Raw genomic sequence first — 26,011 nt, 5'->3', positions numbered from 1 at the left:
GCTGTAGCAGTTATGCTGGGGTAGGTAGCAGTTGTAATGTTTTCCGTGTTCAAGACACTTTTGGTAATTACCATCGGTTTCTTACCGTCCCTGTTTTCTCTGTGGGTGATCCGTAAAACCCGCTTACGGACACGTTCAAGGTTAAGACAAGCAGCCATAAATGCCTCCAGAGTCAGAATAAGGCAAAATCTCAGACCCATAGAAGGCGATCGCTATTATCTAGAAGGGGTAGGCTTCCTCATTGGTGACATCAGTTGCAAATTTAATGCTCGTTCCGGCTATCTCCGTTGTGCTATCAACCCCAGTGGACCTTGTCAGGGGTGTCGGTATTATGAGGCTAGGGAGTGGGGAGTAGGGGAGTAGGGGAGATGGGGGAGATGAGGGAGATGGGGGAGAATGACTAATAACTAATGACGATTTTTGAATTTTGAATTCCCCGAAGGAGTAGAGTGAATCCCCAGCAAGTTAAGCTGTACCAAAAAAAAACTGGTATGGACAGCAATAAAAATCAGGATTTATCAGAAATACTAGCAATCATCGCTAAAGGTTGCCCTCGTTGCCATTCACTAGAGGTTGAGTATGGTTGCCGTGAAAATCAGTTTGAATGCTTTAAGTGTGGGTTTCACTGGGGTAAATAGTTAATTACTCATTCGGGCTGCTAGTCTGCTCCTCATATTCCCTAATCTGGTATTCTGTCGTTCGCTGCAAGAATCGCTGAATTTCCCGCGTGTAAAATAGGCTTCTTTTAAATTTGTGATCAATTTTCTCGTTTATTTGTCCAAGAAGCATCTGCAACATGTCTTTGCGGTTAACGTACTCCATTAGGTGCAATTCAAGCCTTTTATCTAAATCCCTAATTTTCTCAGCATTACTAGCGTGAGTTTTTAGGGTTTCTTCAATTTGTGCAATTGAAGTGCTAATCCGGTTCATTTTAGAGATAACGCTCACGGCCAACGTGCCAAGAACCGAAGCACTGACAAGTATTCCTAAAAATATACCTGTACTTTCAAGAGTTAATGTTAATCCTGATGAATTGCCAGGATTAACAGCTATTACCGATTTTGAAGTATTCATTATTAATTATTTAATAGCTGATCCAGCTTAAAATTAATATTTGCAAATTCCTGAGTCAGCAATATTTCCTCAGAAGTGTCATCTACGCCTGTGTACTGCCAAACATTTACCCCAGCACGAGGAAACCATCTAGGAACTCTGATACTAACAGCGTAAGAAGTAGATATTTTCTGAAAAAGAATTAAGTTAACTCGGTCTAAAAACAAGGAACGACCATTAACAGCAGTCGCATCCTGTCCACCACCTATGACAATTCCTGTACTGATTTTTTGATTGATATACCCTGCAAATCTCCAAACTGAATTAGTCGGAACATCCGTATCAACACTCACAGCCAAAATAAATTTATCCAGAACAAAAGGTACAACTATTTCAGGAATAGGACTAATTAAAGAAGTACCATTTTGCATGGGAACAGAGACAGCATAAATGTTAGTCGAATAAATGCTTTCCCAGTTATTACTATTGCTTAATTCAACTACTCTCACTGTTTTTATCCGTGAGAAATCACAAACTCAACATGATCAGCAAACTCGTCCACAATCTCAAACGGGTTGGGAACGCCATAAAACTCTAATTTGTCCAGGTATTCAACCGTGTCAATCTTCCCAGTTAACCAATCTCTACCGGCTTGATTGATGGCAAGCATTCCCTGAAACTCAGCCTCAGAACAGTTGCCATCAACATCAACAGATAGCAGGTCTAGCGTGTCATCTGGAGTCCAAATAATACCAGTTCGTTCTGCTATCTTGCTCATTAGCCTTCAGGCGTGAATCGTGCGCGGTTTCGTCCGTTGTTATCTTGCAAAAAATTAGCGTAAGCCGATTCGGTTTTAATAGCAACAACAGCTGTATCGTAATCTTGACCACCTGTGTTTTGACCAAAAGGACAGGTAACAGAATCGACATCTGGCTTCGAGTACATAGCACCAGTGATGCGGCTAGCCCTTTTAGTCCCAGCTACAACAGATGTTAATGTGAGTTTGGCGAATCTAAACTTTTTCGCCTCAATTAAAATTGGATCTGTTAAGGCTTGGAAGTCATCCCCAGTAAGGGTGTAGTTGGCAAGCAATCCGCGCAGTGTGCCAGCTACCGCAGCCCCTGAGCCGGATTGATTAGTCGCAATGATTCGAGTAGGAAGATAAACCTTAGTATTACCAGTCGTGCCAAACGGAGAAACATAGCCAATTTCTCTTTCTGCCCTCGCCCGCCTAGTTTCATCAGTAATAGCAGCAAATTTCGCTTGACGCTGTTCGGGGGTCGATTCCAGCCACTCTTTATATTTGTCGTATCGAGCTTTCTGAGCTGGATAACGGTTCAGGTCTCTGAAACCCATAGTATTTATTCGTGTTGGTGAAAGTTTTCACCCAATCTAACCCTTTAAAATTCTTAGAATTTTGGGGCGAAACCTAACAGGTTTTTACCTTTATTGTTTGCAGGAAACAGCTTTTAAACATTCTCTAAAATTACGGGTACTTAACTAATCCCGTATGTCTGAGAGTAGTATCTATCAAAATTACTGGTGGTACGAGATTACCTAGAGAAATATAAGCACTTCTGAATCTAAGAACTGCTACAGGTCTATACCTGCGATTTTGTACTTGTTTCCCCAATATTGTTATTTTCCCTGCGGCTGCCGTAGTTGTACTGGGTTTATCTGGGTCGTTAACTATTAATTTTTCTTGGTTAAAGGGTACGTCAATTGCATTACAAAGCTTTTGGTAAACTTCCATAGCATCAGCACGACTATTAACCAGCATATAGTTGCCTCTAGCAAAGCCATTTTCAGGGTCAGTGTATGATGCTGATTTATTGCCACAGGTGTAATCTATCCCCCTACCGCCAGAAATAAACAGAGTTTTTATTTCATTGGCAATTTCTGTCATGTTCGCCTTGGTAATAGCTGGTTTTGTACTGCCATCATCGTCACCACCAGCGCAAGAGAATTTCATCAACCTTACTGATTTTTCATGCTCTATAGGCGACTCTTCAGATGGTGTGGCGGCTGAATCTTGCGAGAAGGTCAAAAATAATTGTGGATGTCCTGCGACTGGGGGAGCAGTATCGAATTTTGAGCCATAAACTATAGCTAAATTCTTACGACTGTAACCAATGACATTAAAAAACAAATTGTGACGCATATTCATCATTGCATCGTTGTCATTATCGGTCATTCGGCAGGCCAGTTTTAATGATGGGCGGGTACCAGATAAATCACCAGTACCAGGAACGTCTGCAAAAAATTTGTCAACTCGTCTGTTAAATTCAGTTCTATAAGTCTGTTGTAAATGTTCAAACGGATTAAAATCATCTGGTAAATCTGTCATTTAGTCATCTCCATCAAATAAATCCGAGAAGTCAAAAGCTATCGGTTGAGAATTATTTTTACTCAGTAATTCTTGTGCTTTTAATACATCCGGGTCAGGAGCATCATTAGATTTATTCTCTGGCTTATCATCTTCCTTGATGGCTTTAACAAACTCTGTTGATGCGTTTGTTAGCTCTGTAGTTGCATTAACCATGTCTAATGGGACTTGCGTCACCATTTGAACTGTTGATGCTGCATTTTGAACATTTTCTAAGAATCGACTGACTCGATTAAATTTAGGCTGAGGATTCATCCAGCCATAGGCGTTTTCGAGAACCACGCCACCTCTTTTTAAAGCATTCCCTATCTTCCCTGTGTAAGCTGCTATTAATTCATTAGCTTGCAAAATTACCTGGGATAAGCTTAAGAAGCTGTTTAAAACATTAGTTGTAGCTTGATAAATTCTATTCGCTTTCGCCCAAACTAGGCTTAATGCAGCGTAGTTGCTTTCACCCACTAAACCTTTTATAAAATTTTCAATGTTACTTCCGATTATTTCTGAAATATTGTACGCTTGACCATCACTATCTTTGATGCCAAAAATAACTAGAACATTAGCAATGGAAGCTGCTAAAGTTTGACCGATGTCATTCGATAGCATGAGGGCGTTATGAATCGTTGCAGCAGTTGTCATTAAATTCAATACCCGGTCTAATATCGCCCATTTAAAGAAGGTGAAGCACTTAGTAAAACCAAGTAATAAAAACCCTGAAATGGTATAGGTAGTATTGTTGAATGTAATTAAACCTCCCAGTACAGTTTGAATGGCTAGAACAACTGCGTATATTGGCTTTAATAATGCCAAATCTGCAAGCGCCTTAAGCTTCGCCAGGATATTAGCAAAGCCTAGTGCTAGCTGGGACTGTGTGTTATTAACTCCTGATTGAATTGCCGCCAGTCTTGCTTTAATATCCGCTAAGTCAGCTGGGTTCACGTCTCTACCATCCCTCCCGTTAATGCCGGGTCTACCGTTAGCGCCGGGAAATCCAGGCTCGCCACGCCTGCCCGGTATTCCTTGTAATCCCGGTCTACCATCAATGCCATTTATCCCGTTAATGCCGGGTCTACCGGGTATTCCTTGCAGTCCTCTGGCTCCATCTCTACCGGGTCTTCCGTCTCTACCATTTACTCCGTTGCGTCCGTCACGTCCCGGTCTACCCGGTATGCCGGGTCTGTTTTGTAGGAGTTTTAGAAGTCCATAAGTGGTTGTAGCCAATCCAAATGCTAGACCCGCTTTTTCTAGCGCGTTATTGGATGTTTTATTGGCTGCTATTGCTGCTTGTTGTGCTGTACCGGCTTTTTGGTCTGCTTTATTAGCGGTTGCTTGGGCTGTAGATGCGTTGGTGATTGCAATATTTGCAGTACCACTAGCACTATTTGCTGTGCCTATTGCATTGGTAGCAAGGTTTATTGCTGTATTGGCTTTGCCGTCTACGTTTTTTGCAGTCGCAAAAGCTGATTGTGCTGTGGCTTTCGCTTCATTGGCAGTGCCTCTGATGGGTGGAATGATACGCCCTATAACCTGAGAAATAGAATCGGAAAGCCCTTGTTGTGTTTTTTCTACTGCATCTACACGTCCACCAAGAGTATTGATAGTTCCTATTAATAAAGCTAAGTTTGCAATTGTTGCGATCAAAGAAAATAACTGCGCTACTTGTCCGGTAAGCTTACCGATTTGACTCATTGCCTGATTCGATAAACCTAATGCACTACCAGCAGTCTTTACAGCGCCCTCTGCTTTAGATACGGCATTAGCAGCCTTTACGCCTACGTTGTAAACCTGACCTCGTAGGGTGTATATTGCATCGTCTAATAAGCCAACTGCTTGCTTTACAGGTTTTAGTTCTTTTATCACTACGCCGGCGGCGATCGCCTGCACAAGAGGGTTAAGTTGAGGCATTATTGCCGCTTCGGTTCGCTTGACAATTGCATTTTCATCAACAGGTTTGATTGCATTTATCCTTGATTCAAGCTGATTAATTCTTTGATTAAGTTGATTACAACAATCACATTTACCAGCACAATTTAAAGCTTGCTGGAGATTAGAAATTGTGCTGGCAGTTGACATAAATAAACCTCATCAACTACAACTTTTATTTTTTAATTGGGCTGCTAATCCTTCGATTTGCGCCCAATCGGAATTACTCAGGCACTTACCCTTACAAGTAGCTCCACCACATTGAGATTCACATTGTGCAAGTGATGTATAAATGCCTGGGGTATTGAATTGTGAAGATTGGATGCACTCACCATTAATGCAATCGTATGTAAGTGTCTGTCCCGCACATAGCGATATCTGGCGAACAGTAAAACCGCGAAGTATTGAACTTTGCCAATTACCTCCTAAGAGCGTTTCTCCACCTGCATGGATTAAATACAAATTTGCGTTATTCGTGCCACCGAACCTATAAGAATAAGAACCCCTAAAACAACCACTCGGCGAATAAGTAAAGGGAATTGTTGTTCCGGGGTTTTGGCTAGTACTGTAAGGGGTGTCTACTTGAATCGTCCACGTATTAGACATTAATAATCGTCCGGGTCAATTGTGGCGTTGCTATCAACCTTTGAGAAACTTACTGTTATTTGGTCTGTTCTATATGGCGTGTTATTAGTTCCGCGCGTGGTCAGGCTTGAGAATCCATCAGCTACCACAATACTTTGGTCAATGTTTGCATCGAAATTAGTTTGAGTTAGATATTCCTTCGCTTTTAAATTAATCGCTACTAACAAGCTTTCTGCTGTGTTGTTAGCTGATGCTGTTAATCCTGTCAGGTCAGCTTTTGTAATAGTGATAGTGGTGGATGTTTGAGACGCGTTCTCGCCGAATACTTGGACTAAAGTTGGTTCCGCCATAAGTCAGATTTATTGAGGTGAATAAATCCGTTGTATGCGCTTTTCAAGTTAGCGTAAATCTTCCAGTTTTATGTAAATCACGAACTTACACTGATGGCGTGAAAGTATTGCTATGAGTAGGATTAAACATACTTTTGCTAATAGCTAAAAACAAAAATATTCCGGTTATACCTTGGCAGTAGGTATAACCGGAACGACTAAAGAGGAAATAGACTGAATGAAAAATAATCGTAACGGACAATCGGCTGTATTGTCAGATGTTGATTATTCTAAAATACGCAAGCAAATTCAAAGTAGAAAATACAAATTACTGCTAGACCTTGCTTGGTACACAGGAGAAAGATGGGGAGCTTTAGTACAGCTGACTATTGCTGATTGCTACAACCCAGATGGAACTCCCAGGAGTGAAATTACTTTCAAGGCTAATACTCGCAAAGCTAGCCCTGACGGTAAACGCCAAACCCGTCAAGTTCCGGTGCATCCTGTTTTGGCTGAATCTTTGCAGAATTACACCACTGAAAATTCAGTTTGGATGTTTCCCAGCCGGGAAGGTGATAAGCCCATCAGTATTAGATGGGCAGATAAAATCTTGCGCGCAGCTGTCTCGCGGGCTGGACTGGATGCTAAAGGAATTAGCACCCACAGCACCCGCCGCACTTTTATCACCAAGTTACACAGCGCAGGTGTTGACCTTTACACCATACAGCGAATCACTGGCCATCGTGATTTGAAATGTTTGGGACGTTATGTGGAAATTTCGGCCGATCGCATTAAGGGAGCTATCAATTCACTATGAACCAGCTTTTTCAACAAATTGAGGAATTCTACGTTCAGCTGCAATTGGGTAAATTGCGTAGCCCATCGCATTTTTCATGGAGGGAATAGGGAATGGGGACAGGGGGACAGGTTATCTGGACAGTAGTACAGTCCTTATCTAGACACGTCCGATGATTTAGCTAGCTCTGATGATTACGCCAGGAGTGAATCATTTTCTCAATCTCCCTTGGTGATTTCCCATCCGCGATCGCAATTTCAATTTCCTGTTTCCTGGCAGTTGCGATCGCGCTCCTCACATTCCCACCGGGTATATGAACATGGTGCAGCTTCCGCCCCTCCATCCACAGGTAACGGTAATAGTAATGCTCACTGCCATATCTAACCACAGTGTACTTTTCTACCCAGTGTGACTGTTCTGGAGCAGATTTGATTGTATTCTGTTTATCCTGCTCCAGAACATTAGAATCAGGTTTCGGTGTTCCCTTAGTTTGCTCCAGAACAGTGTGTGTAGTTTTCTGCTGAGTATCGGTTTCATCCCACGCTGGATCATAAATAGGGGATTGGGGATTGGGGACTGGGGAATGGGTGAACTGGTTGAGGTCGAATAATGATTGTTGTTTCATAATCCACCCCAAGCCAAAGTCATGTCTTCCCAGTAACGCCACTCTAAGCAGTCAATCAGCCATCCTTGAGGGTTACGTATTCGCTCCTGGGCCGATCGCAATTTATAGACATCGATGGCTAACAGCACATCATCAAGCGAGTAGCTAAATACTTTTGCTGGTTTGTCTGGGTGATAAAAAATACCAGCTTTAGCACAAACCTCAATAATCTCCTCACGGGAAGCTGTGTCATTAGAAGAATTGCTGCTGCTGTTAGGGGTGTCGTCGGCTGATTGCGGTTTTGAGGGTGGTGAATCGCAATTTTTATGTTGATGGCGTAAATTTTTTTTCGGGTTGAGCCAATCAAGGGGACGTGTAACTATTCGTACAATTCGCCACGTAAATTGTTTGACTATCTGCACCACTCGACAATCAACGAGTTGGGCTAGGGCATCTTTGAGAGTTGGTCTGGTGTATCCTTTGCCCCGGTGCTTTTCTACCCATTGGTTAAATTCTTTCAGGTCTGGTTCTTGCTCGTCCCCTATCCCCTGGCGAATTAGCCATTGCCATAGGAGTTTGGCGGCGGGGGTGATTTTGTTTTCGAGACAGTAAGCGTCATGTGCCTCTGTCCAGTTGCACTGGGTGTTTTGTAATTTTGGCTTTCCTGTCATAATCCGAGTAGATAGATGCAAGCCACCCAGCGTTGGGTGGTTTTAACTGCGCCGGCGATCGCGCTCCAGGTCGTGAATAACTTTCTCTAAGTACCAGTTATCTGACTGACCGGGATTTTTTCGCCTCTGTTGTGCTAAAAGTCGCTTGGCGGTGGGAACGTCACCTTTGAGCAAGGTGAGTAAATCACTTTGTAAGTATCTGTTTCTGGGGTCGGTGCGGTATGAATGGGAGACTCTCCCCTGTGGTCTGCGATTCCACTTGTAAATAAACGCTTGCCACTCGCAACGAACATACCGAAATATGTTGATCAAGGCGACTATGCAGTAATAAATAATCAGAAGATTGAGGAGTAGTTGAATTAGAATTTCCATAGGAATTGAATGGTAGATGTTCAATTCCACTATGCGAGGAATGTTACCTTAAACACATCGGTAAAGCCTCGCATTTCAATCTTCACGGTTATTTCATAAACAAAACCGCCCTTACCCGTAGGTAGGACGGTTATTCAGAATCTTCAGGTTTTTCTAGTTTTTGAGCGGCAGCTATCTCATAAAGTTCTGCCTTGATCAGTTTCATTCCTTCATCAAAGGAATCTGCAAATCTCTTGTTTTCGTCTAACCGCGCCTCAAGACGCTGGCGATGAGAACCAACGTATTCTTTAAAACCATTTTCTAGTAACTCAAGGCGCTCTAAAACTTTTCCAATATCGCTTTCTCCACTGTGGGTGATAACTGTCCTAGCGGTATCTCCCCTCTGGCTATCTTTGCTACTAGATCCGCTCTGCTCAGTCCCATCGTTTTCGCTCTCAGGTCGAATAGTTCCCAGTCTTTCTGACTCAGAAATAGGGACACGTTCTTTGCGTCTTCCGGCAGTTTTTTCGGTCTCGCCATTCTTTTTACTCATACACAGTAAACCTATTTTACATACAGAAAACTAAATCTCATATAGAAAACCATTGACAGGAAGTTTTCTATATGATTAACATAACATTAGTTTCTCATATAGAAAACTATTTTTGCTCCCCCCTCACCCTTGCCAATGTGCCTGTGAGGGCAAATATGGAGCAAGCACCCGCACCACTGCTTAACGCCCCGGTGCGGAAACACCCTCAGTTAAAAGCCACCTGTCAGTGATCAGTTATTGGTCATTGGTAATTAGTCATGAGTATCCTGGCGCACTCGCTTCACCACCGCGCCCAAAGTCTTGCTGTTTAGAAAAGGAGACAAATTAGACGCATATCAAACTAACTGACAACACCATATTCACTGGTTATTGCATTTCGCCAGCAGGGTGTATTGCTGGCGATTCCTAAAACCCGTTGCCCGGATAAACGACGTTAGTAGCCCCACCAGCACTAGCTCGTTGCTTGTGCTGGCTTTTTTAAAAATTGAGGAGATTTTTATAGATGTCTTACCGCGACGAAATTAGACCGTGGGCAATTTTCCAATACTTGCCCAACGGCAACAATATCTGCGTTGCTCGACTTCGCACGCGCACCGATGCCGATGCTTACGCGAGCATTCTGCGCCTGGGTGGCGGGAAATTTGAAGTCATGTTTGACCATCAAGAGGAAGTTACCCAATCATGACAATTCGAGAATACGACTTTGATGATCAGCAACAGGCCAATGAATTATTAGCTGAAACTACAGCCAATTTTGTAGCATACCTAGCCCTAGAGTATGAGTTGCCTGTAACAAGAGCCACTTTCATGTGTGGGGTCATTTTACAAGTCTTACCCGAAAAACTCCATGAGACGGTTGAATTGCGTGAAAGCTTCCGTCAGATGGCCAAAGAGAAATTTATGCCACAGGAGTAAAACTCGAAAGCGATCACCTGGAACATGGAGGCGATCGCTTGATTCGAGGAATCATCTACCAAGTAAAAATTAGCACAAAGATTATCAAGAAAGGCAGAGGGCAGAGGGCAGGAGGCAGAAGGAATACTGGCCTCTGTCCTCTGCCGCGACCATTCCCCGAAGGGGTTCCCGCAGGGTAGGGAGCAAGGGTTTAAGACCCCCACCAAATTTTCAATTTGGTGGCTCTTGTTTAGGAGGGGTCGGAATCCCCTTCTAAACAAAACCTTCTGCCCTCTGCCTCCTGCCTCCTGCCTTCTTCAAGCAAATCAAAACCATTAGTTATCAACGAGTTCTCAACCTGGGGAACTACGAAAGCAAGCGGTTAGAACTGTTTGCTGAAGTTTTCGAGACAGATGACGTAGAAGAATCAATCTCACGTCTTGCGGAAATGGTTGAGCGCAAAATCCGAGAAGATGCTAGCCAAAAAATTGAGCAGGAAATCAGGCAGCTTAGACAGGAGTTACGCGAACTTCAAAAACAAGTAACCGCAGTTAAATCACCCGTATCGGAGATTGATAACATCCCTTTTGACTCTGGGGCAACGTCCCCGGATAACGATACCGTTGGCAGTTTCTAGCTACTGATATTTTTTTTGAAGCGATCGCAATCAGTAATGCTCCTGGTGCGATCGCCTCCGGCGGGCGGTTACGCCATCGCTTGTAAAAATTGCCAATCCACAGCGACGTAGATAGCTCATGCAAATCATATCAGTTCCTACAGTGTTCACTTGCAAATTACCCACCGCCGGCTGGTTAAATCTAGCCCAAATGCGACAAGTCCAAGTAGAAGAAGAGGTTTTCAATCAGCCCGTGGTCATGATCACATGGCAAAACGGAGATAACCAAGTATTTCACGGTGAAAACGCCAAAGCTATTATCACTGCTTTATCAGAAGCCAGCACCCGACAACTACAACACCTTAAACCATGAATAAACACGACAGTTGGGTAAAACTCAAACCCGGCAATCCTTATGAGCCAATCTTAAACTTATTCCCTGACGGCATGATTCCCGTGCATGACCCCTTCCCAATGGAGGTATCCAAAGACAGAAAAGCCAACCTGTGGATAATTGACCTAGAACGACTCAGCAGTTTACAAGCCAATGCCCTAGCCCAAATTATTGCTACTCATCGCGGTGCAGATCCTCTAGAAGTCGCCACCGAAGCCTTGAAAAAAGGTGGCTTTGCTATGAGCCATGAGTGGGTTGAGGCTTTAGAGTGTGGGCCGGAAGGTTTTCAACGAAGTAAAGAACTAGCTGATTTTTTTGAAACTGCACCCCAACCACCAAGCAAACTAGCTTGGGCAGAATTTGTGACTGGTCAAGTCGAACGTTGGATTGAAGGGAATGAAGAACCGCCACCAATCAACACTATTGAGGATATCGACCCGCGCTTGAGAACTCCAGAACTTGAGCAGCGCATGAAGATGAACCAAGTCAACAAAGCAATGGCTGGTTACTCAGTTTTTGATGTGTTAACAGGTCGGGCAATGGTTGATGCTCTCAACATCATTGACCCTGATAATGTCTATTCACTTGTTGGGTCAGATGACGAAGATTTTGAGGATGACGAAGTTTATGAGTAGTGAAAATTTAGAAATAACTAACAACAACATTCACCAACCTGATCCAAGTTGGGACTATTACATACTTTGGCATTCATTACACCACATTAAAGCCAAAATCGACGCAGCTTTAGGAATAATGATGCGTGAGGAATATGCCAATACTGGAATTGATATAGAAATCAAAAATCACCTTGATCCAGCTTCCGAAAAACTCATAGATATCATCAACTCATTACCCGATGACGATGAGAACGAAGAATAACCGCCTGATGAGGCTCTAGCCATTGGCTACCTGACTCAGTAGCCGAAACTACGGCAATTTGCCGTAGTCGCGGGTTGAGTCCACATCAATTCGCCAGTTAGTAAGAGAGAATGCAGCGTTCAGAGTGAATTGCGCCATCATGGCGTTCATGCTTTCATGCGCGGCTTTTCTCTCGCTAATTCCCCGAATGCGTTTACTCCTGAATCGCGCCCCTCAAGTGTGGGGCGTTAGGGTGATTCGTGCGCTATCTAGTTCGGGTAATCCCAAGGATGCCAGTCCTCAACTACACCTACTTTTGTAACGCAGAACCATGACAAATGAATTAACAATTCTAGGAATTGATGTTAGTAAATCAAGCGTAACCTGTCACATTTTAACACAGTATCCTAAAGGCGGATTGCAGAACTATTGGAATAAAACAAGAAATAAATTGTCAAGTTTATATCCTGCTTTTTATTCCAATCCAGATGCTAAGAAGAAGCAAAAATCAGCTTTTGATTTTGCAGATTACCTAACAGAAATTAAGCCTGATTATGCCATCCTAGAACCGACCGGAAATCACTACTCAAGGTTATGGGCTTCTATTCTCAAAAAGCTAGAAGTAAAAATTCTGTGGGTTGGTCACGTTGAATTGCGGCGTTATCGCGGTGGTAAAAACCTACCGAATAAAAGTGACCCCGCAGATGCTTTGGCTATGGCCGCTTATGGGCATGACCCAGACCATCGATTAGAAACAGGGGAATTAAACATGAGATACTTTCTCATGCACCGCCCAGAACCAATTGATGAGCTACGGGATTTGTGTCAACAGCTCGAACACCTTAACCGTGTTCAATCGCCAATCATGAATTACGCCCGTCAGCTTTTGGCTTGGCAATTCCCGGAGGTGGCGCAGTCTAAAAGCTCAAGTTATAAGCCTGGATTTGTCCCTCCGTTATGGGGATGGTTAGCTGGTAGTAGTGAAATTTCCCCAGGTGGTAAAACCAGGATGGATAATCGCTATCAAAAATCCATTGCTCAAGACTATGGAATTGAGATTGACCCAATTTTAAAATTACACGCTCAATGGATGTGTGATATTTCACTTTATGAGCAGCACCTAGAGGTGAAAATTAGTGAAATGCTGACTGATTCAGCATTTAAGCCTTACATGAACGTGTTTGATCAATTTGGTTTTGGCTTGCGAGTGCGATCGCGATTACTCACCAGGATTTACCCATTCGAGTCATTTTTAGGGGTTGATGGCCGGCCCCTCATTGAGTACGAGGTTAGGGAAGTCAAAAAGACTGAGCGCGATCGTAAAAATGGAGAAACCATTGTTAAACGACTCGCTGGGGAAACCAAACGCATCAAACGCAACCGCAGCCGCGACACCTTCAAAATGCGCCTAGGGATGGGAACAGTTTTAGAACAGTCAGGTGATGGACTAATTGAAAAAGCTAGCGGTTCTTCACTTTGTCGGATCAGCTTGTGGCAGTATGTGTTAACTGCTGTAGAAACTGGCAGACTCCCCAGCAACCATTTAACCAAAGAATTAATTGATTACCGCGATTCGCTTAAATCTAACGTCAGTGAACGAGGGGAAAAGCTTTTGGGTGGTAAGCACATACAAGAAAAATTAATGAGCAAAGTCGTCAATTTGCTGTTTGATGAATTGTGTAAAACCTTTCGCCCCAATGAAAGGTTATAAAATGTCTCAAACTTTCAGTTACCCTGAAAGTATAAGCAAAATATAAACTCGCCAGATTTTTACGGCACAACATGGGCAGTATTTGGGAAATAGATTTTTACTCCCGTCCGATTTTGGACGAAAATCAAAAAAAAGTTTGGGAAGTCTTAGTCTGTGAAAGTCCCTTAGATATCCGCACAAACTTAGATTCTTTATTCCGCTATGCACAATATTGTCCTAGTACACAGGTAAACTCAGGCTGGTTACGGACAGCCTTACAGGAAGCTATCGATAAAGCCGGGGAAGCACCAATTAAAATTCGCTTTTTCCGTCGCCAAATGAATAATATGATTACCAAAGCTTGCCAAGACTTGGGCATTCCGGCTCTGTCTAGTCGTCGGACTTTGGTACTCAATCAATGGCTAGAGCAACGCATGATAGAGGTGTATCCTCAAGAACCTGGCTATCAAGGAGGGGCAAATCCCTCGGTGCGGCTAGAAAATCCCTTACCTCAAAGATTACCTGATGCTTTAGAAGGGCAAAAATGGGTATTTGTCTCCTTGTCGGCGGCGGAATTAGCAGAAATGCCAGAGTGGGATATTGGCTTTAGGGAAGCTTTTCCCCTAGAGTTGGCGCAATTATCACCCGAAACCCGCATCCCTGGCGTGTTAATTTTTTCACCCAGAGCCTTACCTGTAGCTGGGTGGATGTCGGGTTTAGAGTTGGCGTTTTTGAGAGTTGATCAAAGTCAAGGAACGAGACTTGTTTTAGAAACAGGTACTGCGGAAAGTTGGATTTTAGCCAATATCAAAAATTCCACCACATTAGCAGAAGCCCAAGGATTTGAAGCAGCCAAGCAAAATGCCAACGGAGTACATTTTATAGGTGTGCAATCTGATCCCCAAGCGGAAGCTTTCGCTGGATTTTGGCTATTACAAGAGGTTAATTTGCCTTAGAAGAGGGGCAGAGGAGCAGAGGAGCAGAGGGCAGGGGAGCAGAGGAGCAGAGGGGCAGGGGAGGCAGGGGAGACAAGGGAGAAGTTTTTACCCAGTCCCCAATCCCCACTCCCCAATCCCCAGTCCCCAGTCCCCAGTCCCCAGTCCCCAATCCCCAGTCCCCAATCCCCACTCCCCACTCCCCACTCCCCAGCAATAAATGATGAGAAAGACCCATGATTTGGGATAATTATCTGCGTCCGTCTGCATTGCCAATAGTCAAATGCTAATTTACGCGGATAATAGCTAATGATTTGGGATAATGATCTGCGTTGATCGGCGGTTCACAATCCAAAATCCACAATTCACCGAGAGTCATGGGTTCTGAAAATTTGTCACAGGATACACTAGCAGAACAGCTACTGGAACTAGCCATCAAATCAGGAGCGGAAGCAGCTGAGGTGTATCAGTCGCGATCGCTTTCTCGTCCGGTGTTTTTTGAGGCTAACCGACTCAAGCAGCTAGAAACCAGTCAATCTGAAGGCACAGCACTGCGGCTATGGTGCAATGGTTGTCCAGGACTCACGGTAGCTTATGGTGCTGTGGAACCTCACGTTATGGTGGAAAAAGCAATCGCTTTGAGTCGGCTAAATCTAGCCGAACCAGTAGAATTGGTGAGCAATTCTCAGCCATCTTACCCAGATTTAGGTCAAGCTGTACCTATAGAAGTGTTGGTTAATTGGGGTAAAGAAGCGATCGCTATAATCCGCGATGCTTATCCAGATGTTCTCTGTAATAGTGACTGGGAATGTGATGTTGAAACCACAAGATTGGTAAATAGTCAAGGTTTAGATTGCTATTACAGCGATACGACTTTGAGCTGTTATATGTCAGCCGAGTGGGTACGGGGTGATGATTTTCTGAGTGTTTCCGATGGTCAAACTCAGCGTGATATTCTCGAACCAGAAAAATTAGCCCAGCAAATTTTACAGAGATTGATTTGGGCTAAAGAAAATGTCCCTTCCCCTAATGGCCGCCTACCGATTTTATTCACGTCTAAAGCAGCTGATATGCTGTGGGGAACAGCCCAAGCCGCTTTAAATGGCAAGCGAGTGTTAGAGTCAGCCTCCCCTTGGGCAGAACGCATAGGTAAACCAGTCATTGCTTCTAGTCTTACCCTTTATCAAGATCCCTTAGCAGGGCCTTACAGTTGCCCTTTTGACGATGAAGGTACACCAACTACACCCTTAGTGTTTGTTGAAAACGGCATTTTAAAGCATTATTATTGCGATCGCACCACCGGACGTAAGCTAGATACTGGTACAACAGGCAATGGCTTCCGTCCTAGTTTAGGTAGCTATCCCACCCCCGGCTTATTTAATTTTCTCATTCAGCCTGGTACAGTTTCACTAGCACAGTTAATCCAAAACATGGATGATGGCTTAATTGTCGATCAGATGCTGGGTGGCAGTGGTGGTATTTCTGGCGACTTTTCCATCAACATTGAATTAGGTTATCGCGTCCGAAAAGGTGAAGTAATCGGACGTATTAAAGATACGATGGTGGCAGGTAACATCTACACTGCTCTCAAAGAAGTAGAATTAGGTAGTGATGCTGACTGGAACGGTTCTTGTTACACTCCTTCTTTGATAGTTGAAGGACTATCGACAACGGGGAGGAATTGAGGTTACAGGTTACAGGTTACAGGTTACAGGGGGAGATGAGGGAGATGAGGAAGATGAGGGAGAATTTTTTCCTATTGCCTATTGCCTATTGCCTATTGCCTATTTTCTATTGCCTATTGCCTATTAACTCTTATGCACTTTCGTAGCTGGTTGCAGCCAAGAAAGGGTTTAGCGATCGCAGAAGCTTGTATTATCGGGGTTGTGGCTGCCTTATCGGCGGTATGCTTGAAGGTGGGTTCGGGTTCCCTGGGAGCGTTACGGGTTCAGAGTTCCCATGTTTTACCGGCTTGGGTGGCACTACCTCTAGTTGGGGTAAGTTTTGGGTTTTTGGCTGGCTGGTTGGTACAAAGGTTAGCACCCCAAGCGGCTGGTAGTGGTATCCCTCAAGTCAAGGCAACTCTGGCAAATGTTCCGACGAAATTATCTTGGCGGGTAGCATTAGTGAAGCTACTCACTGCTATTATTACCCTTGGTTCAGGGATGACTTTGGGTAGGCAGGGGCCGACAGTGCAGGTGGGGGCAGCATTGGCGGGGGGTATGAGTCGCTTAGTACCTACTTCTCCTGATCATCGGCGGCAAATGATTGCGGCTGGTGCAGGTGCGGGCTTGGCAGCAGCGTTTAATGCTCCCATTGCTGGTGTACTATTTATTATTGAAGAATTACTGCAAGATTTATCCGGGCTAACCTTGGGTACTGCCATTATTGCCTCATTTATTGGTGGGGTGGTGTCGCGGCTGTTGGGTGGTGGCAGTTTTGATTTAAGTATTCAATTGATGGACTATTCCAGCCAATTCTACTTGCCAGAAATTCCCTTTTTTTTGCTGTTGGGTGTGTTGGCGGGGATACTGGGAGCTTTATTTAACCGGGGCTTAATTTTTAGTATCAAATTTTATCGCAGTTTGCACATCAGCTTACCCTTGCGGATGGCGTTGGCTGGTTTAGTTTCCGGATTAGTTGTGTCTTTTTTACCTGCATCTTTCCGCGACTATACTGGCTTACGAGAGTATATCATTACTGGTGATATCAAACCTACCATTGCCGCGATCGCTTTTATTTCTCAGTTTATCCTCACCTTAGTAGCCTTTGGTTCTGGCGCGCCTGGAGGGTTATTTGCTCCCAGTCTGATTTTAGGTTCAGTTTTGGGTCACTTGGTAGGCGTGTTGTCTCAGCAAGTTTTACATCAAGGTTCTCCCATTACCTATGCTTTAGCGGGGATGGGAGGATTTTTCTGTGCCGTTTCTAAAGTCCCAATCACCGCCATTGTAATTGTCTTTGAGATGACCACCGATTTTAATCTGGTGCTACCTTTGATGATTGTGGCGGTGACGGCTTATTTAGTTGCAGATAAAGTCTTTCCTGGTTCATTGTATGAAAAACTATTGCAACTCAATGGCATCACCTTGAGTAAAACAGTTTCCGTAGAAGGAGTTGTCAGCAAATTAACAGCTAAAGATGTCATGCAGCAACGGGTAGAAACTCTCGACGCAGACATGACTTTAGAGGAAGCCACACAAGCCTTTTCTAGATCCCATCATCGCGGTTTTCCGGTAGTAGACAATAACAGACTGGTAGGAATTGTTACCCAATCAGATTTAACAAAAATCCAAAATCGCCACTTACAAAAAGATACTGCTTTAAAAGAGATTATGACCGCCAATCCCATGACGGTAACACCTCTGCACAATTTAAGTAATGTCTTGTATTTACTGGATAGATATGAACTCAGTCGCTTACCAGTAGTTGAAGGGAGAAAATTGATTGGGATTATCACCCGTGCAGACATTATCCGCGCTGAAGCAGATCATCTGAACTGTAAAAACGCTATTCCAGGGCCACAACCAGAACCTTCCTATGTAGTTTACCAGACGCGATCGCCTAGTATTGGCAGAGGTAGATTATTAGTTCCTGTAGCCAACCCCGAAACCGCAGAGACACTATTACAAATGGCAGCCGCCATTGCCCGCGATCGCCATTATGAAATAGAATGCGTCCAAGTTATCCTAGTGTCCCGCCACAGTTCCCCCGCCGAAACCCCAGTCAGAACCACCAAAAGTCGCCGCCTCCTCAGACAAGCAGAAGTCTTAGCCAAAAAATGGCACATTCCCCTACACACTCAAATTCGCGTCGCCCACGACACCGCCCAAGCCATTTTAGAAACCATCAACGAACGCCACATAGACTTAATTCTCATGGGCTGGAAAGGTAACACCTCCACCCCCGGAAGAATTTTCGGCAATGTTGTAGACACCATCATCCGTCAAGCCACCTGTGATGTAGTCCTAGTAAAACTAGGTAGCAGTCCCCAGCCCCCAGTCCCCAGTCCCCAGTCCCCAGTCCCCAGTCCCCAATTCAACCGTTGGCTAGTCCCAATGGCTGGAGGCCCCAACGCCATACTAGCCATTAAATTATTACCAGCTTTAGTCACTTTGGGAGAACACCCGCAGATTTGTTTGACGCGGGTGTTTAAACCATTAGAATTTAAGCCTGATATGCAAGTGATTGAACAAGCCATCCGTCAATTGATGCGTCGCCGTCAATTGGCGAGTACAGTGGTTGCAACCCCAGTACAAGCTGATTCTGTAGCTGAGGGAGTAATTAACTTAGTAGAAAATGAAGGCTTTGATGTGGTGGTTTTGGGTGCTTCCCGTGACGGCTTATTGCAACAGGCCATCAAAGGTAATATACCAGAAGCGATCGCCTCCGGTGTGGATAGTACAGTAATTTTAGTCAGAGGGGCAATTGACACTTAGGCATGAATGTTTATTGACTAACTATTCTGCTCCAGCCAAGCTACTAAATCAGACACATTAGCAAAATCTAAAAACTCTTCTCCCAATACTTCTAACTGTTCAGTAGATAAAATCCGCAACTGCTCAATTATTGATGAATCTATTTCCCCAAATCGCCGACTTAATAAACGCTGTAAGAAACGCAAGGCTTCCTTTCGTTCCCCTTTTTTTTCTCCTTGTTTCTCACCTTTTTGCAAAATATCCTGATAAATGACTGACTCTTGCATCATTTCCTCGCTCAATAATTGATGAATCAAATCTTTTTCAAACTTCAACCCTGCTAAAATCTCTGTGTAAGCTGCTGTATTTCTTCTCGTCTCGATATCTGGAATTTTAGCAATTTCCTGTGCTACCTGGGATAACAACACTTGGGCTGAATCTGTTCGTGTCAACGGTGCTAACGGTAATAGTGCCAAATTGCCTAAAAATATTGCTGAATCTTGTTCCCACATTCGGATGACTCGATATCGGTGGGTGGTGACTTCGCTGATATATTCTGTGGTAAAAGCGATTTCGTCCCTTGTTTCTTGCAAGAAAATCACTACCTGTGTCACTGGAACTTGATATTTACGAGTTAATCTGACGTAGTAATCAAGCATTCGCAAAGCAATTGGTGTTCGGGATTTAATTGTAGTTTGAAATTCTAGGTGTAAAAGGCGATTTTCTGTTTGCAGAAATGTCACAGCATCAGCGCGTATGGGTTCGATACTCAATTCGGTTTTGAGGATACTAATCTTTTGTGGTTCTTGATTTAATAGCCACCGCGCAAAATCACGGGGATAAGTTTCGGCGAGGATTTTACACAGATTATCATAGTCAGCCATTGCTCAAAATTGCACCTGATTTGATTGAGTATCTTCAATTGCTAATATTCTGCTCCAACCAAACTACTAAATCGGACACATTAGCAAAATCTAAAAACTCTTCTCCCAATACTTCTAACTGTTCAGTAGATAAAACCCGCAACTGCTCAATTATTGATGAATCTATTTCCCCAAATCGCCGACTTAATAAACGCTGTAAGAAACGAAAGGCTTCTTTTTGTTCTCCCTTGTGCAAAATATCCTGATAAATGACTGACTCTTGCATAATATCCTCGCTCAGTAATTGACGAATCAAATCTTTTTCAAACTTCAATCCTGCTAAAATCTCTGTGTAAGCTGCTGTATTTCTTCTCGTCTCGATATCTGGAATTTTAGCAATTTCCTGTGCTACTTGGGATAACAACACTTGGGCTGAATCTGTTCGTGTCAACGGTGCTAACGGTAATAGTGCCAAATTGCCTAAAAATATTGCTGAATCTTGTTCCCACATTCGGATGACTCGATATCGGTGGGTGGTGACTTCGCTGATATATTCTGTGGTAAAAGCGATTTCGTCCCTTGTTTCTTGCAAGAAAATCACTACCTGTGTCACTGGAACTTGATATTTACGAGTTAATCTGACGTAGTAATCAAGCATTCGTAAAGCAATTGGTGTTCGGGATTTAATTGTAGTTTGAAATTCTAGGTGTAAAAGGCGATTTTCTGTTTGCAGAAATGTCACAGCATCAGCGCGTATGGGTTCGATACTCAATTCGGTTTTGAGGATGGTAATCTTTTGCGGTTCTTGATTTAATAGCCACCGCGCAAAATCACGGGGATATGTTTCGACCAGGATTTTACACAGATTATCATAGTCAGCCATTGCTCAAAATTACACCTGATTTTGATTGAGTATCTTCAATTGCTAATATTCTGCTCCAGCCAAGCTACTAAATCAGACACATTAACAAAATCTAAAAACTCTTCTCCCAATACTTCTAACTGTTCAGTAGATAAAACCCGCATCTGCTCAATTATTGATGAATCTATTTCTCCAAATCGCCGAGTTAACTGACGCTGCAAAAAACGCAAGGCTTCCTTTTGTTCACCCTTGTGCAAAATATCCTGATAAATGACTGACTCTTGCATAATATCCTCGCTCAATAATTGATGAATCAAATCTTTTTCAAACTTCAACCCTGCTAAAATCTCTGTGTAAGCTGCTGTATTTCTTCTCGTCTCGATATCTGGAATTTTAGCAATTTCCTGTGCTACCTGGGATAACAACACTTGGGCTGAATCTGTTCGTGTCAACGGTGCTAACGGTAATAGTGCCAAATTACCTAAAAATATTGCTGAATCTTGTTCCCACATTCGGATGACTTGATATCGGTGGGTGGTGACTTCGCTGATATATTCTGTGGTAAAAGCGATTTCGTCCCTTGTTTCTTGCAAGAAAATCACTACCTGTGTCACTGGAACTTGATATTTACGAGTTAATCTGACGTAGTAATCAAGCATTCGTAAAGCAATTGGTGTTCGGGATTTAATTGTAGTTTGAAATTCTAGGTGTAAAAGGCGATTGTCTGTTTGCAGAAATGTCACAGCATCAGCGCGTATGGGTTCGATACTCAATTCGGTTTTGAGGATACTAATCTTTTGTGGTTCTTGATTTAATAGCCACCGCGCAAAATCACGGGGGTAGGTTTCGGCGAGGATTTTACACAGATTATCATAGTCAGCCATTGCTCAAAATTACACCTGATTTTGATTGATTATCCTGGATAAACTCTACCTTTCCACGCGCCGCCGCGTCCTTGCCAATGACGTAATGCAGAATCTATTGTCATCAGGGTGTAGAGAAATGCGATCGCAGGTAAACTAAAAGCAAACATAGGTGAACATCTATAAAAACGAATCGTCGGGAAGTAAGCCAAAGTCATCAATAACCATGTGCATAAACCTGTGAGTGCAATTAATTGATTACTCAACAATACACCTATGATAAAACTCACAGGCGGAAGCAAATAAATCAAAGTCATCGCCGCCACAGTTCCCAACAGTAACCAAGGAGAATAATTTAATTGCGTGTATGCAGTCCGCGCCACCATATCCCAAATTGTTTGCAGAGATGGATAAGGACGCAGGCTGCGCGTTAGGGAACTCAAGCCGAGCCAGATTTTTTGGGAGGGAGTGGGGGGAGATGGGGGAGTGACTCTACTTTGTCTCCAGTCGCCAATCCCCAATCGCCAATCCCCAGTCCCCTTAACAGCTTGAGCCAAAGCGCAGTCATCAATTAAAGCTTGGCGGATGACTTGGATACCGCCGATTTGTTCTAAGGCTGTGGCGCGAATTAAAATACAACCTCCAGCCGCCGCCGCAGTTTTCTTTTTGGGGTTATTTACCCAACGAAAGGGGTAGAGTTTTTGAAAGAAAAACACGAATGCAGGGATTAACAGTTTTTCCCAGAAGCTTTGACATCTGAGTTTTACCATGACTGAAGCTAAATCTAAATTTTCTTGTTCAGCTTTAGCAACCAGTCGCCGCAGATTATTGACATCATGTTCAATATCGGCATCAGTGAGGAAAAAATAATCAGGTGATAATGTTTTAGCGTTTTGAATGCCTTGTTCAACTGCCCAGAGTTTACCAGACCAACCAGGGGGTAGGGATGCGCTAGGGATAATTTGTAATTGTTTGGCTCTATCTACAGCGTGGGCAACACCTTCAGCAAAGGCGGCTGTACCATCTGTACTATGATCATCTACTAAGAAGATATGAAACTCACCAGGGTAGTCTTGCAGTAAAAGCGATCGCATGGTCATCGGTAACAATTCCGCCTCATTACGCGCCGGAACTACTGCACACACCGTAGGTAAGGATTTTAATACAGGTTCAACCGTCTCAAGTTGCTGATCTACCCGCCAAAACTGCCCCCGCAAAGTTAACAATCCCAACCAAATCAATAAAGATAATAATGTTATTCCCAAGATAAATGCACCCATGTTGCTCCTAGTCAATAGTCAATAGTCGTTGGGCATGGGATTTTCTCCCCTGCTCCCTCTGTCACCTGTCACCTGTCCCCTTCCTTCCTCAAATCCCTCAAACACCATACAATATTTCATAATTGCGGTAAATTTTTTCACCGTACTGCTGTGTTCATAGCTAAATCTTGAGTAGTATTTGATGCAAACACAAGACAGGGTACAAGTCAATCAACTTGCAGAAGCGATCGCAGCTAGTCAACAATATCTGTTATCCCTGCAAAATCCGGCTGGTTACTGGTGGGCAGAGCTAGAGTCTAATGTCACCATCACGGCTGAGGTGGTTTTACTCCATAAAATTTGGGGTACAGACAAAACTAGACCTCTACACAAAGTTGCAGCATATCTGCGTTCCCAACAACGGCAGCATGGCGGTTGGGAATTATTCTATGACGATGGCGGAGAACTCAGCACATCGGTTGAGGCGTACATGGCGCTGAGGTTACTGGGTGTCCCTGCCACTGACCCAGATATGATCCGGGCGCGAGATTTTATTATCCAACGGGGCGGCATCAGCAAAACCCGCATCTTTACAAAGTTTCACCTGGCTTTATTGGGTTGTTATGACTGGCGTGGTTTGCCTTCTCTCCCAGCTTGGGTGATGCTATTACCGAAAGAATTCCCCGTCAATATCTACGAAATGTCTAGTTGGGCGCGGTCTAGCACTGTGCCGTTGTTGATTGTCTTTGACCGTAAACCTGTTTTTGTCACTAAACCCGGCATCAATCTTGATGAGTTATACGCTGAAGGTAGAGAAAATGTCCGGTGGGAATTACCCCGCAATGGCGACTGGACAGATTTATTCCTCACCCTAGATGAAGGATTTAAGTTTGCAGAAAGTTTAAATTTCATTCCTTTTAGAGCAGAAGGTATCAAAGCCGCAGAACAGTGGATTTTAGAACGGCAAGAAGCTACAGGCGATTGGGGAGGAATTATCCCCGCCATGCTGAATTCGATGCTGGCTTTACGGTGTCTGGATTATGAATCTAGTGACCCCATAGTTGAAAGGGGTTTGCAAGCCATTGATAATTTTGCCATCGAAACAGAAGATAGTTACCGGGTTCAGCCTTGTGTGTCCCCAGTTTGGGATACAGCTTGGGTGATGCGGGCGTTTGTTGACTCTGGGATGTCACCGGATCATCCGGCGATAGTCAAGGCGGGAGAATGGTTATTACAAAAGCAAATCCTCGATTATGGGGATTGGACGGTAAAAAATCGCCAAGGTAAGCCGGGAGCTTGGGCGTTTGAGTTTGACAATCGTTTTTATCCAGATGTGGATGATACGGCTGTCGTGGTGATGGCACTATATGCGGCGAAGTTACCTAATGAATTATTAAAACAGAAGGCGTGCGATCGCGCTATCCAATGGGTGGCATCTATGCAGTGTAAACCCGGCGGTTGGGCGGCTTTTGATATCGATAATGACCAAGATTGGCTCAACGCCATACCCTACGGCGACTTGAAAGCCATGATTGACCCCAACACCGCCGATGTCACCGCCAGAGTCTTAGAAATGCTAGGTATATGTAACTTATCCATTGCACCTCATAACCTAGAACGGGCATTAAATTATCTTCTTAACGAACAAGAACTGGAAGGCTGTTGGTTTGGACGTTGGGGAGTAAATTACATTTATGGTACGAGTGGCGTTCTCTCAGCTTTAGCTGTCATCGCACCCCAAAAGTATAGACGTAACATCGAACAAGGTGCAGCTTGGTTAGTTAGCTGTCAAAACTCAGATGGTGGTTGGGGTGAAACTTGTCGCAGTTACAATGATCCCAGCCTCAAAGGCCAAGGACGCAGTACCGCATCTCAAACAGCTTGGGCGTTAATTGGATTAATAGCAGCAGGTGAAGCCACTGGTACATTTGCCCATGAAGCGATTGAGAAAGGAATTAGCTATTTGGTATCAACTCAAAAACCCGATGGTAGCTGGTTTGAGGCAGACTTTACAGGTACAGGTTTTCCTTGCCACTTTTATCTGAAATATCACTTCTATCAGCAGTATTTTCCATTGATTGCCCTAGGTAAGTATCAAGGGATGGGGAGTAGGGAGTAGAGAGAACTCTGAGCGGAGGTTTCCTCCGCTCAGAAGTTCGGAGGAGTGGGGAGTGGGGAGTGGGGAGTGGATATTTATTCTTGACTCTGCCCTAAAAAAAGGGGACACAAGGCAAAATCCCTGTCCCCCCAATCAGCAACACTTAATTCTTTATGCTTTGACTTTAGTTTGTAAAACTTGTTTCAGGAAAGACACTAAATCATTAGTATTTAAAGATTTCACGGTATTAATTAATTCCGTGGCTTGTGGTGAAGGTGTGTAATCCCGTGGTATGTCAATGATAGTGCTGCCTAATCTTTGCCCTAAGAAATACCAAAAAGCTAATTTACCTTCAGCATTCATTGCCCCATACTCACCAGTGGGAATTTTACTACCACCTTGAGCCAGTTCTACCATTGCTTTACTAGGATGGGGGTCAAGCATGGTTTCATTTTGATCATTTCTAGAGGCTGGTAACAAATCACGCAAGGCATAGACTTGTTCTTCAGGTGAAAGTTGCTGAATTTGGGCTACTAAATCCGCAGCTTTTTGTGTTGATAACTTGTCTATATCAGTGGTAGATACTGTCTCGGAAATTTTGCCAAACAATGAACCGAATACTACCAGGCGATCGTCTATATCTAAATTTTTAAAACTAGATACCGCTTGTGCTACAGGATTAACATTTGTAGAAGTCATAAATCTCTCCTTCATGTCAGGTTTTTATTAAAAAAAACACAATTAATTGCTATTTATTGAGTAACAAAATTCACAGCGTAATCAATGTAATAGAAATTAACTATACTTTCGTTTAGGTTAAAAATTTTAGGTGTATTTGAGACACTATAAAAAGATAGACTATTACTCCAAAAATTAGGATTATTAAACCAGTCAAAAGACAGATGGATTAATAAGTTAATCAACTTAAATTATGAAATACAAAGCAAAGGGCGTTATTTAGGGTGCATTTAAACTAAAGAGCAACCTATTAAACACAGAGAAAAATAATAATCTTT

At 43.5% G+C, this 26,011-nt stretch carries 31 protein-coding genes; 14 read left to right on the top strand and 17 right to left on the bottom strand.

From position 1 onward, the window contains the following. The first annotated feature begins 45 nt into the window (after positions 1-45). Positions 46-363: a DUF6464 family protein gene (locus tag NOS7524_RS28760; RefSeq protein WP_015139340.1), complete on the top strand. Its 318-nt coding sequence runs from the start codon at positions 46-48 to the stop codon at positions 361-363. Positions 364-642: 279 nt separating this feature from the next. Here NOS7524_RS28760 and NOS7524_RS15085 read toward each other — a convergent pair whose 3' ends face one another. The 8 genes from NOS7524_RS15085 to NOS7524_RS15050 all read right to left on the bottom strand — a co-directional run bounded on the left by NOS7524_RS15085 (position 643) and on the right by NOS7524_RS15050 (position 6,294). Further along, positions 643-1,074 carry a hypothetical protein gene (locus NOS7524_RS15085; RefSeq protein WP_015139339.1) on the bottom strand — a complete coding sequence of 144 codons (432 nt, stop codon included), beginning with the start codon at positions 1,072-1,074 and terminating at the stop codon, positions 643-645. A 2-nt stretch (positions 1,075-1,076) separates the two neighbouring features. After that, on the bottom strand, positions 1,077-1,562 hold the full coding sequence (locus NOS7524_RS15080) for a hypothetical protein (protein WP_015139338.1): 486 nt from the start codon (positions 1,560-1,562) through the stop codon (positions 1,077-1,079). Positions 1,563-1,567: 5 nt separating this feature from the next. Next, positions 1,568-1,831: a hypothetical protein gene (locus NOS7524_RS15075; protein ID WP_015139337.1), complete on the bottom strand. Its 264-nt coding sequence runs from the start codon at positions 1,829-1,831 to the stop codon at positions 1,568-1,570. Further along, on the bottom strand, positions 1,831-2,409 hold the full coding sequence (locus NOS7524_RS15070; protein WP_015139336.1) for a hypothetical protein: 579 nt from the start codon (positions 2,407-2,409) through the stop codon (positions 1,831-1,833). The genes NOS7524_RS15075 and NOS7524_RS15070 overlap by 1 nt, the downstream gene beginning before the upstream one ends. 130 nt (positions 2,410-2,539) lie before the next feature. After that, on the bottom strand, positions 2,540-3,400 hold the full coding sequence (locus NOS7524_RS15065; RefSeq protein ID WP_015139335.1) for a hypothetical protein: 861 nt from the start codon (positions 3,398-3,400) through the stop codon (positions 2,540-2,542). Continuing rightward, the gene (locus NOS7524_RS27850; protein ID WP_015139334.1) at positions 3,401-5,509 is read right to left on the bottom strand and encodes a hypothetical protein; all 2,109 of its coding nucleotides are present in this window, start codon (positions 5,507-5,509) and stop codon (positions 3,401-3,403) included. It abuts the gene before it with no gap. Positions 5,510-5,521: 12 nt separating this feature from the next. Continuing rightward, the gene (locus NOS7524_RS30460; protein WP_015139333.1) at positions 5,522-5,965 is read right to left on the bottom strand and encodes a hypothetical protein; all 444 of its coding nucleotides are present in this window, start codon (positions 5,963-5,965) and stop codon (positions 5,522-5,524) included. Continuing rightward, the gene (locus tag NOS7524_RS15050; protein ID WP_015139332.1) at positions 5,965-6,294 is read right to left on the bottom strand and encodes a hypothetical protein; all 330 of its coding nucleotides are present in this window, start codon (positions 6,292-6,294) and stop codon (positions 5,965-5,967) included. Before NOS7524_RS15050 ends, NOS7524_RS30460 begins: the two co-directional genes overlap by 1 nt. 217 nt (positions 6,295-6,511) lie before the next feature. On the opposite strand from NOS7524_RS15050, the gene NOS7524_RS15045 reads away from it, so the two are divergent. Further along, entirely contained in the window at positions 6,512-7,090 is a 579-nt protein-coding gene (locus NOS7524_RS15045) for a tyrosine-type recombinase/integrase (protein WP_015139331.1), read from the top strand. Between the two features lie 160 nt (positions 7,091-7,250). On the opposite strand, the gene NOS7524_RS15040 is transcribed toward NOS7524_RS15045, so the two are convergent. The 4 genes from NOS7524_RS15040 to NOS7524_RS15030 form a co-directional block, all read right to left on the bottom strand. Continuing rightward, positions 7,251-7,694 carry a hypothetical protein gene (locus NOS7524_RS15040; protein WP_015139330.1) on the bottom strand — a complete coding sequence of 148 codons (444 nt, stop codon included), beginning with the start codon at positions 7,692-7,694 and terminating at the stop codon, positions 7,251-7,253. Then, positions 7,691-8,344, bottom strand: a complete 654-nt coding sequence (locus NOS7524_RS15035) for a hypothetical protein (protein WP_015139329.1) — start codon at positions 8,342-8,344, stop codon at positions 7,691-7,693. The genes NOS7524_RS15040 and NOS7524_RS15035 overlap by 4 nt, the downstream gene beginning before the upstream one ends. A gap of 42 nt (positions 8,345-8,386) precedes the next feature. After that, on the bottom strand, positions 8,387-8,716 hold the full coding sequence (locus tag NOS7524_RS28755) for a hypothetical protein (protein WP_015139328.1): 330 nt from the start codon (positions 8,714-8,716) through the stop codon (positions 8,387-8,389). A 130-nt stretch (positions 8,717-8,846) separates the two neighbouring features. Continuing rightward, the gene (locus tag NOS7524_RS15030; protein WP_015139327.1) at positions 8,847-9,248 is read right to left on the bottom strand and encodes a hypothetical protein; all 402 of its coding nucleotides are present in this window, start codon (positions 9,246-9,248) and stop codon (positions 8,847-8,849) included. A gap of 71 nt (positions 9,249-9,319) precedes the next feature. Between NOS7524_RS15030 and NOS7524_RS30060 the strand changes: the two genes are divergently transcribed. The 11 genes from NOS7524_RS30060 to NOS7524_RS14975 all read left to right on the top strand — a co-directional run bounded on the left by NOS7524_RS30060 (position 9,320) and on the right by NOS7524_RS14975 (position 19,071). After that, a complete protein-coding gene (locus tag NOS7524_RS30060; RefSeq protein WP_015139326.1) occupies positions 9,320-9,478 on the top strand; it encodes a hypothetical protein in 159 nt (52 codons plus the stop codon). A gap of 272 nt (positions 9,479-9,750) precedes the next feature. Next, positions 9,751-9,933 (top strand): hypothetical protein, encoded by a 183-nt coding sequence (locus tag NOS7524_RS15025; protein ID WP_015139325.1) that lies wholly within the window; start codon positions 9,751-9,753, stop codon positions 9,931-9,933. Beyond that, the gene (locus NOS7524_RS15020; RefSeq protein ID WP_015139324.1) at positions 9,930-10,163 is read left to right on the top strand and encodes a hypothetical protein; all 234 of its coding nucleotides are present in this window, start codon (positions 9,930-9,932) and stop codon (positions 10,161-10,163) included. Before NOS7524_RS15025 ends, NOS7524_RS15020 begins: the two co-directional genes overlap by 4 nt. Before the next feature lie 427 nt (positions 10,164-10,590). After that, complete coding sequence (locus tag NOS7524_RS15015) at positions 10,591-10,779, top strand: hypothetical protein (RefSeq protein ID WP_015139323.1); 189 nt, start codon at positions 10,591-10,593, stop codon at positions 10,777-10,779. Between the two features lie 118 nt (positions 10,780-10,897). After that, a complete protein-coding gene (locus NOS7524_RS15010; RefSeq protein WP_015139322.1) occupies positions 10,898-11,131 on the top strand; it encodes a hypothetical protein in 234 nt (77 codons plus the stop codon). Further along, on the top strand, positions 11,128-11,787 hold the full coding sequence (locus tag NOS7524_RS15005; RefSeq protein ID WP_015139321.1) for a hypothetical protein: 660 nt from the start codon (positions 11,128-11,130) through the stop codon (positions 11,785-11,787). The genes NOS7524_RS15010 and NOS7524_RS15005 overlap by 4 nt, the downstream gene beginning before the upstream one ends. After that, positions 11,780-12,031: a hypothetical protein gene (locus tag NOS7524_RS15000; RefSeq protein WP_015139320.1), complete on the top strand. Its 252-nt coding sequence runs from the start codon at positions 11,780-11,782 to the stop codon at positions 12,029-12,031. The genes NOS7524_RS15005 and NOS7524_RS15000 overlap by 8 nt, the downstream gene beginning before the upstream one ends. A 310-nt stretch (positions 12,032-12,341) precedes the next feature. Further along, entirely contained in the window at positions 12,342-13,721 is a 1,380-nt protein-coding gene (locus NOS7524_RS14995; protein ID WP_015139319.1) for an IS110 family transposase, read from the top strand. A gap of 71 nt (positions 13,722-13,792) precedes the next feature. Then, positions 13,793-14,656 carry a Tab2/Atab2 family RNA-binding protein gene (locus tag NOS7524_RS14990; protein WP_015139318.1) on the top strand — a complete coding sequence of 288 codons (864 nt, stop codon included), beginning with the start codon at positions 13,793-13,795 and terminating at the stop codon, positions 14,654-14,656. 356 nt (positions 14,657-15,012) lie between these two features. Continuing rightward, positions 15,013-16,320 carry a TldD/PmbA family protein gene (locus NOS7524_RS14980; protein WP_015139317.1) on the top strand — a complete coding sequence of 436 codons (1,308 nt, stop codon included), beginning with the start codon at positions 15,013-15,015 and terminating at the stop codon, positions 16,318-16,320. A 132-nt stretch (positions 16,321-16,452) separates the two neighbouring features. After that, positions 16,453-19,071: a chloride channel protein gene (locus NOS7524_RS14975; RefSeq protein ID WP_015139316.1), complete on the top strand. Its 2,619-nt coding sequence runs from the start codon at positions 16,453-16,455 to the stop codon at positions 19,069-19,071. 17 nt (positions 19,072-19,088) lie between these two features. Here the strand turns inward: NOS7524_RS14975 and NOS7524_RS14970 are convergent, their stop codons facing one another. The 4 genes from NOS7524_RS14970 to NOS7524_RS14955 are packed head-to-tail and all read right to left on the bottom strand — an operon-like array spanning position 19,089 to position 22,918. Further along, the gene (locus NOS7524_RS14970) at positions 19,089-19,934 is read right to left on the bottom strand and encodes a DUF4351 domain-containing protein (protein ID WP_015139315.1); all 846 of its coding nucleotides are present in this window, start codon (positions 19,932-19,934) and stop codon (positions 19,089-19,091) included. 34 nt (positions 19,935-19,968) lie between these two features. Next, complete coding sequence (locus tag NOS7524_RS14965) at positions 19,969-20,796, bottom strand: DUF4351 domain-containing protein (protein ID WP_015139314.1); 828 nt, start codon at positions 20,794-20,796, stop codon at positions 19,969-19,971. Between the two features lie 35 nt (positions 20,797-20,831). Continuing rightward, positions 20,832-21,659 (bottom strand): DUF4351 domain-containing protein, encoded by an 828-nt coding sequence (locus NOS7524_RS14960; protein WP_015139313.1) that lies wholly within the window; start codon positions 21,657-21,659, stop codon positions 20,832-20,834. Positions 21,660-21,688: 29 nt separating this feature from the next. Next, entirely contained in the window at positions 21,689-22,918 is a 1,230-nt protein-coding gene (locus tag NOS7524_RS14955) for a glycosyltransferase (protein ID WP_015139312.1), read from the bottom strand. A 181-nt stretch (positions 22,919-23,099) separates the two neighbouring features. Between NOS7524_RS14955 and shc the strand changes: the two genes are divergently transcribed. After that, the gene (gene shc, locus NOS7524_RS14950; RefSeq protein ID WP_015139311.1) at positions 23,100-25,016 is read left to right on the top strand and encodes a squalene--hopene cyclase; all 1,917 of its coding nucleotides are present in this window, start codon (positions 23,100-23,102) and stop codon (positions 25,014-25,016) included. A gap of 150 nt (positions 25,017-25,166) precedes the next feature. On the opposite strand, the gene NOS7524_RS14945 is transcribed toward shc, so the two are convergent. Next, on the bottom strand, positions 25,167-25,694 hold the full coding sequence (locus NOS7524_RS14945; protein WP_015139310.1) for an orange carotenoid protein N-terminal domain-containing protein: 528 nt from the start codon (positions 25,692-25,694) through the stop codon (positions 25,167-25,169). Between the last annotated feature and the right edge of the window lie 317 nt (positions 25,695-26,011).

Source organism: Nostoc sp. PCC 7524, from assembly GCF_000316645.1.
Taxonomy (GTDB): domain Bacteria; phylum Cyanobacteriota; class Cyanobacteriia; order Cyanobacteriales; family Nostocaceae; genus Trichormus.
Note: the sequence above shows the minus strand (reverse complement) of the source record. Positions and strands in the feature narration are given on the sequence as shown.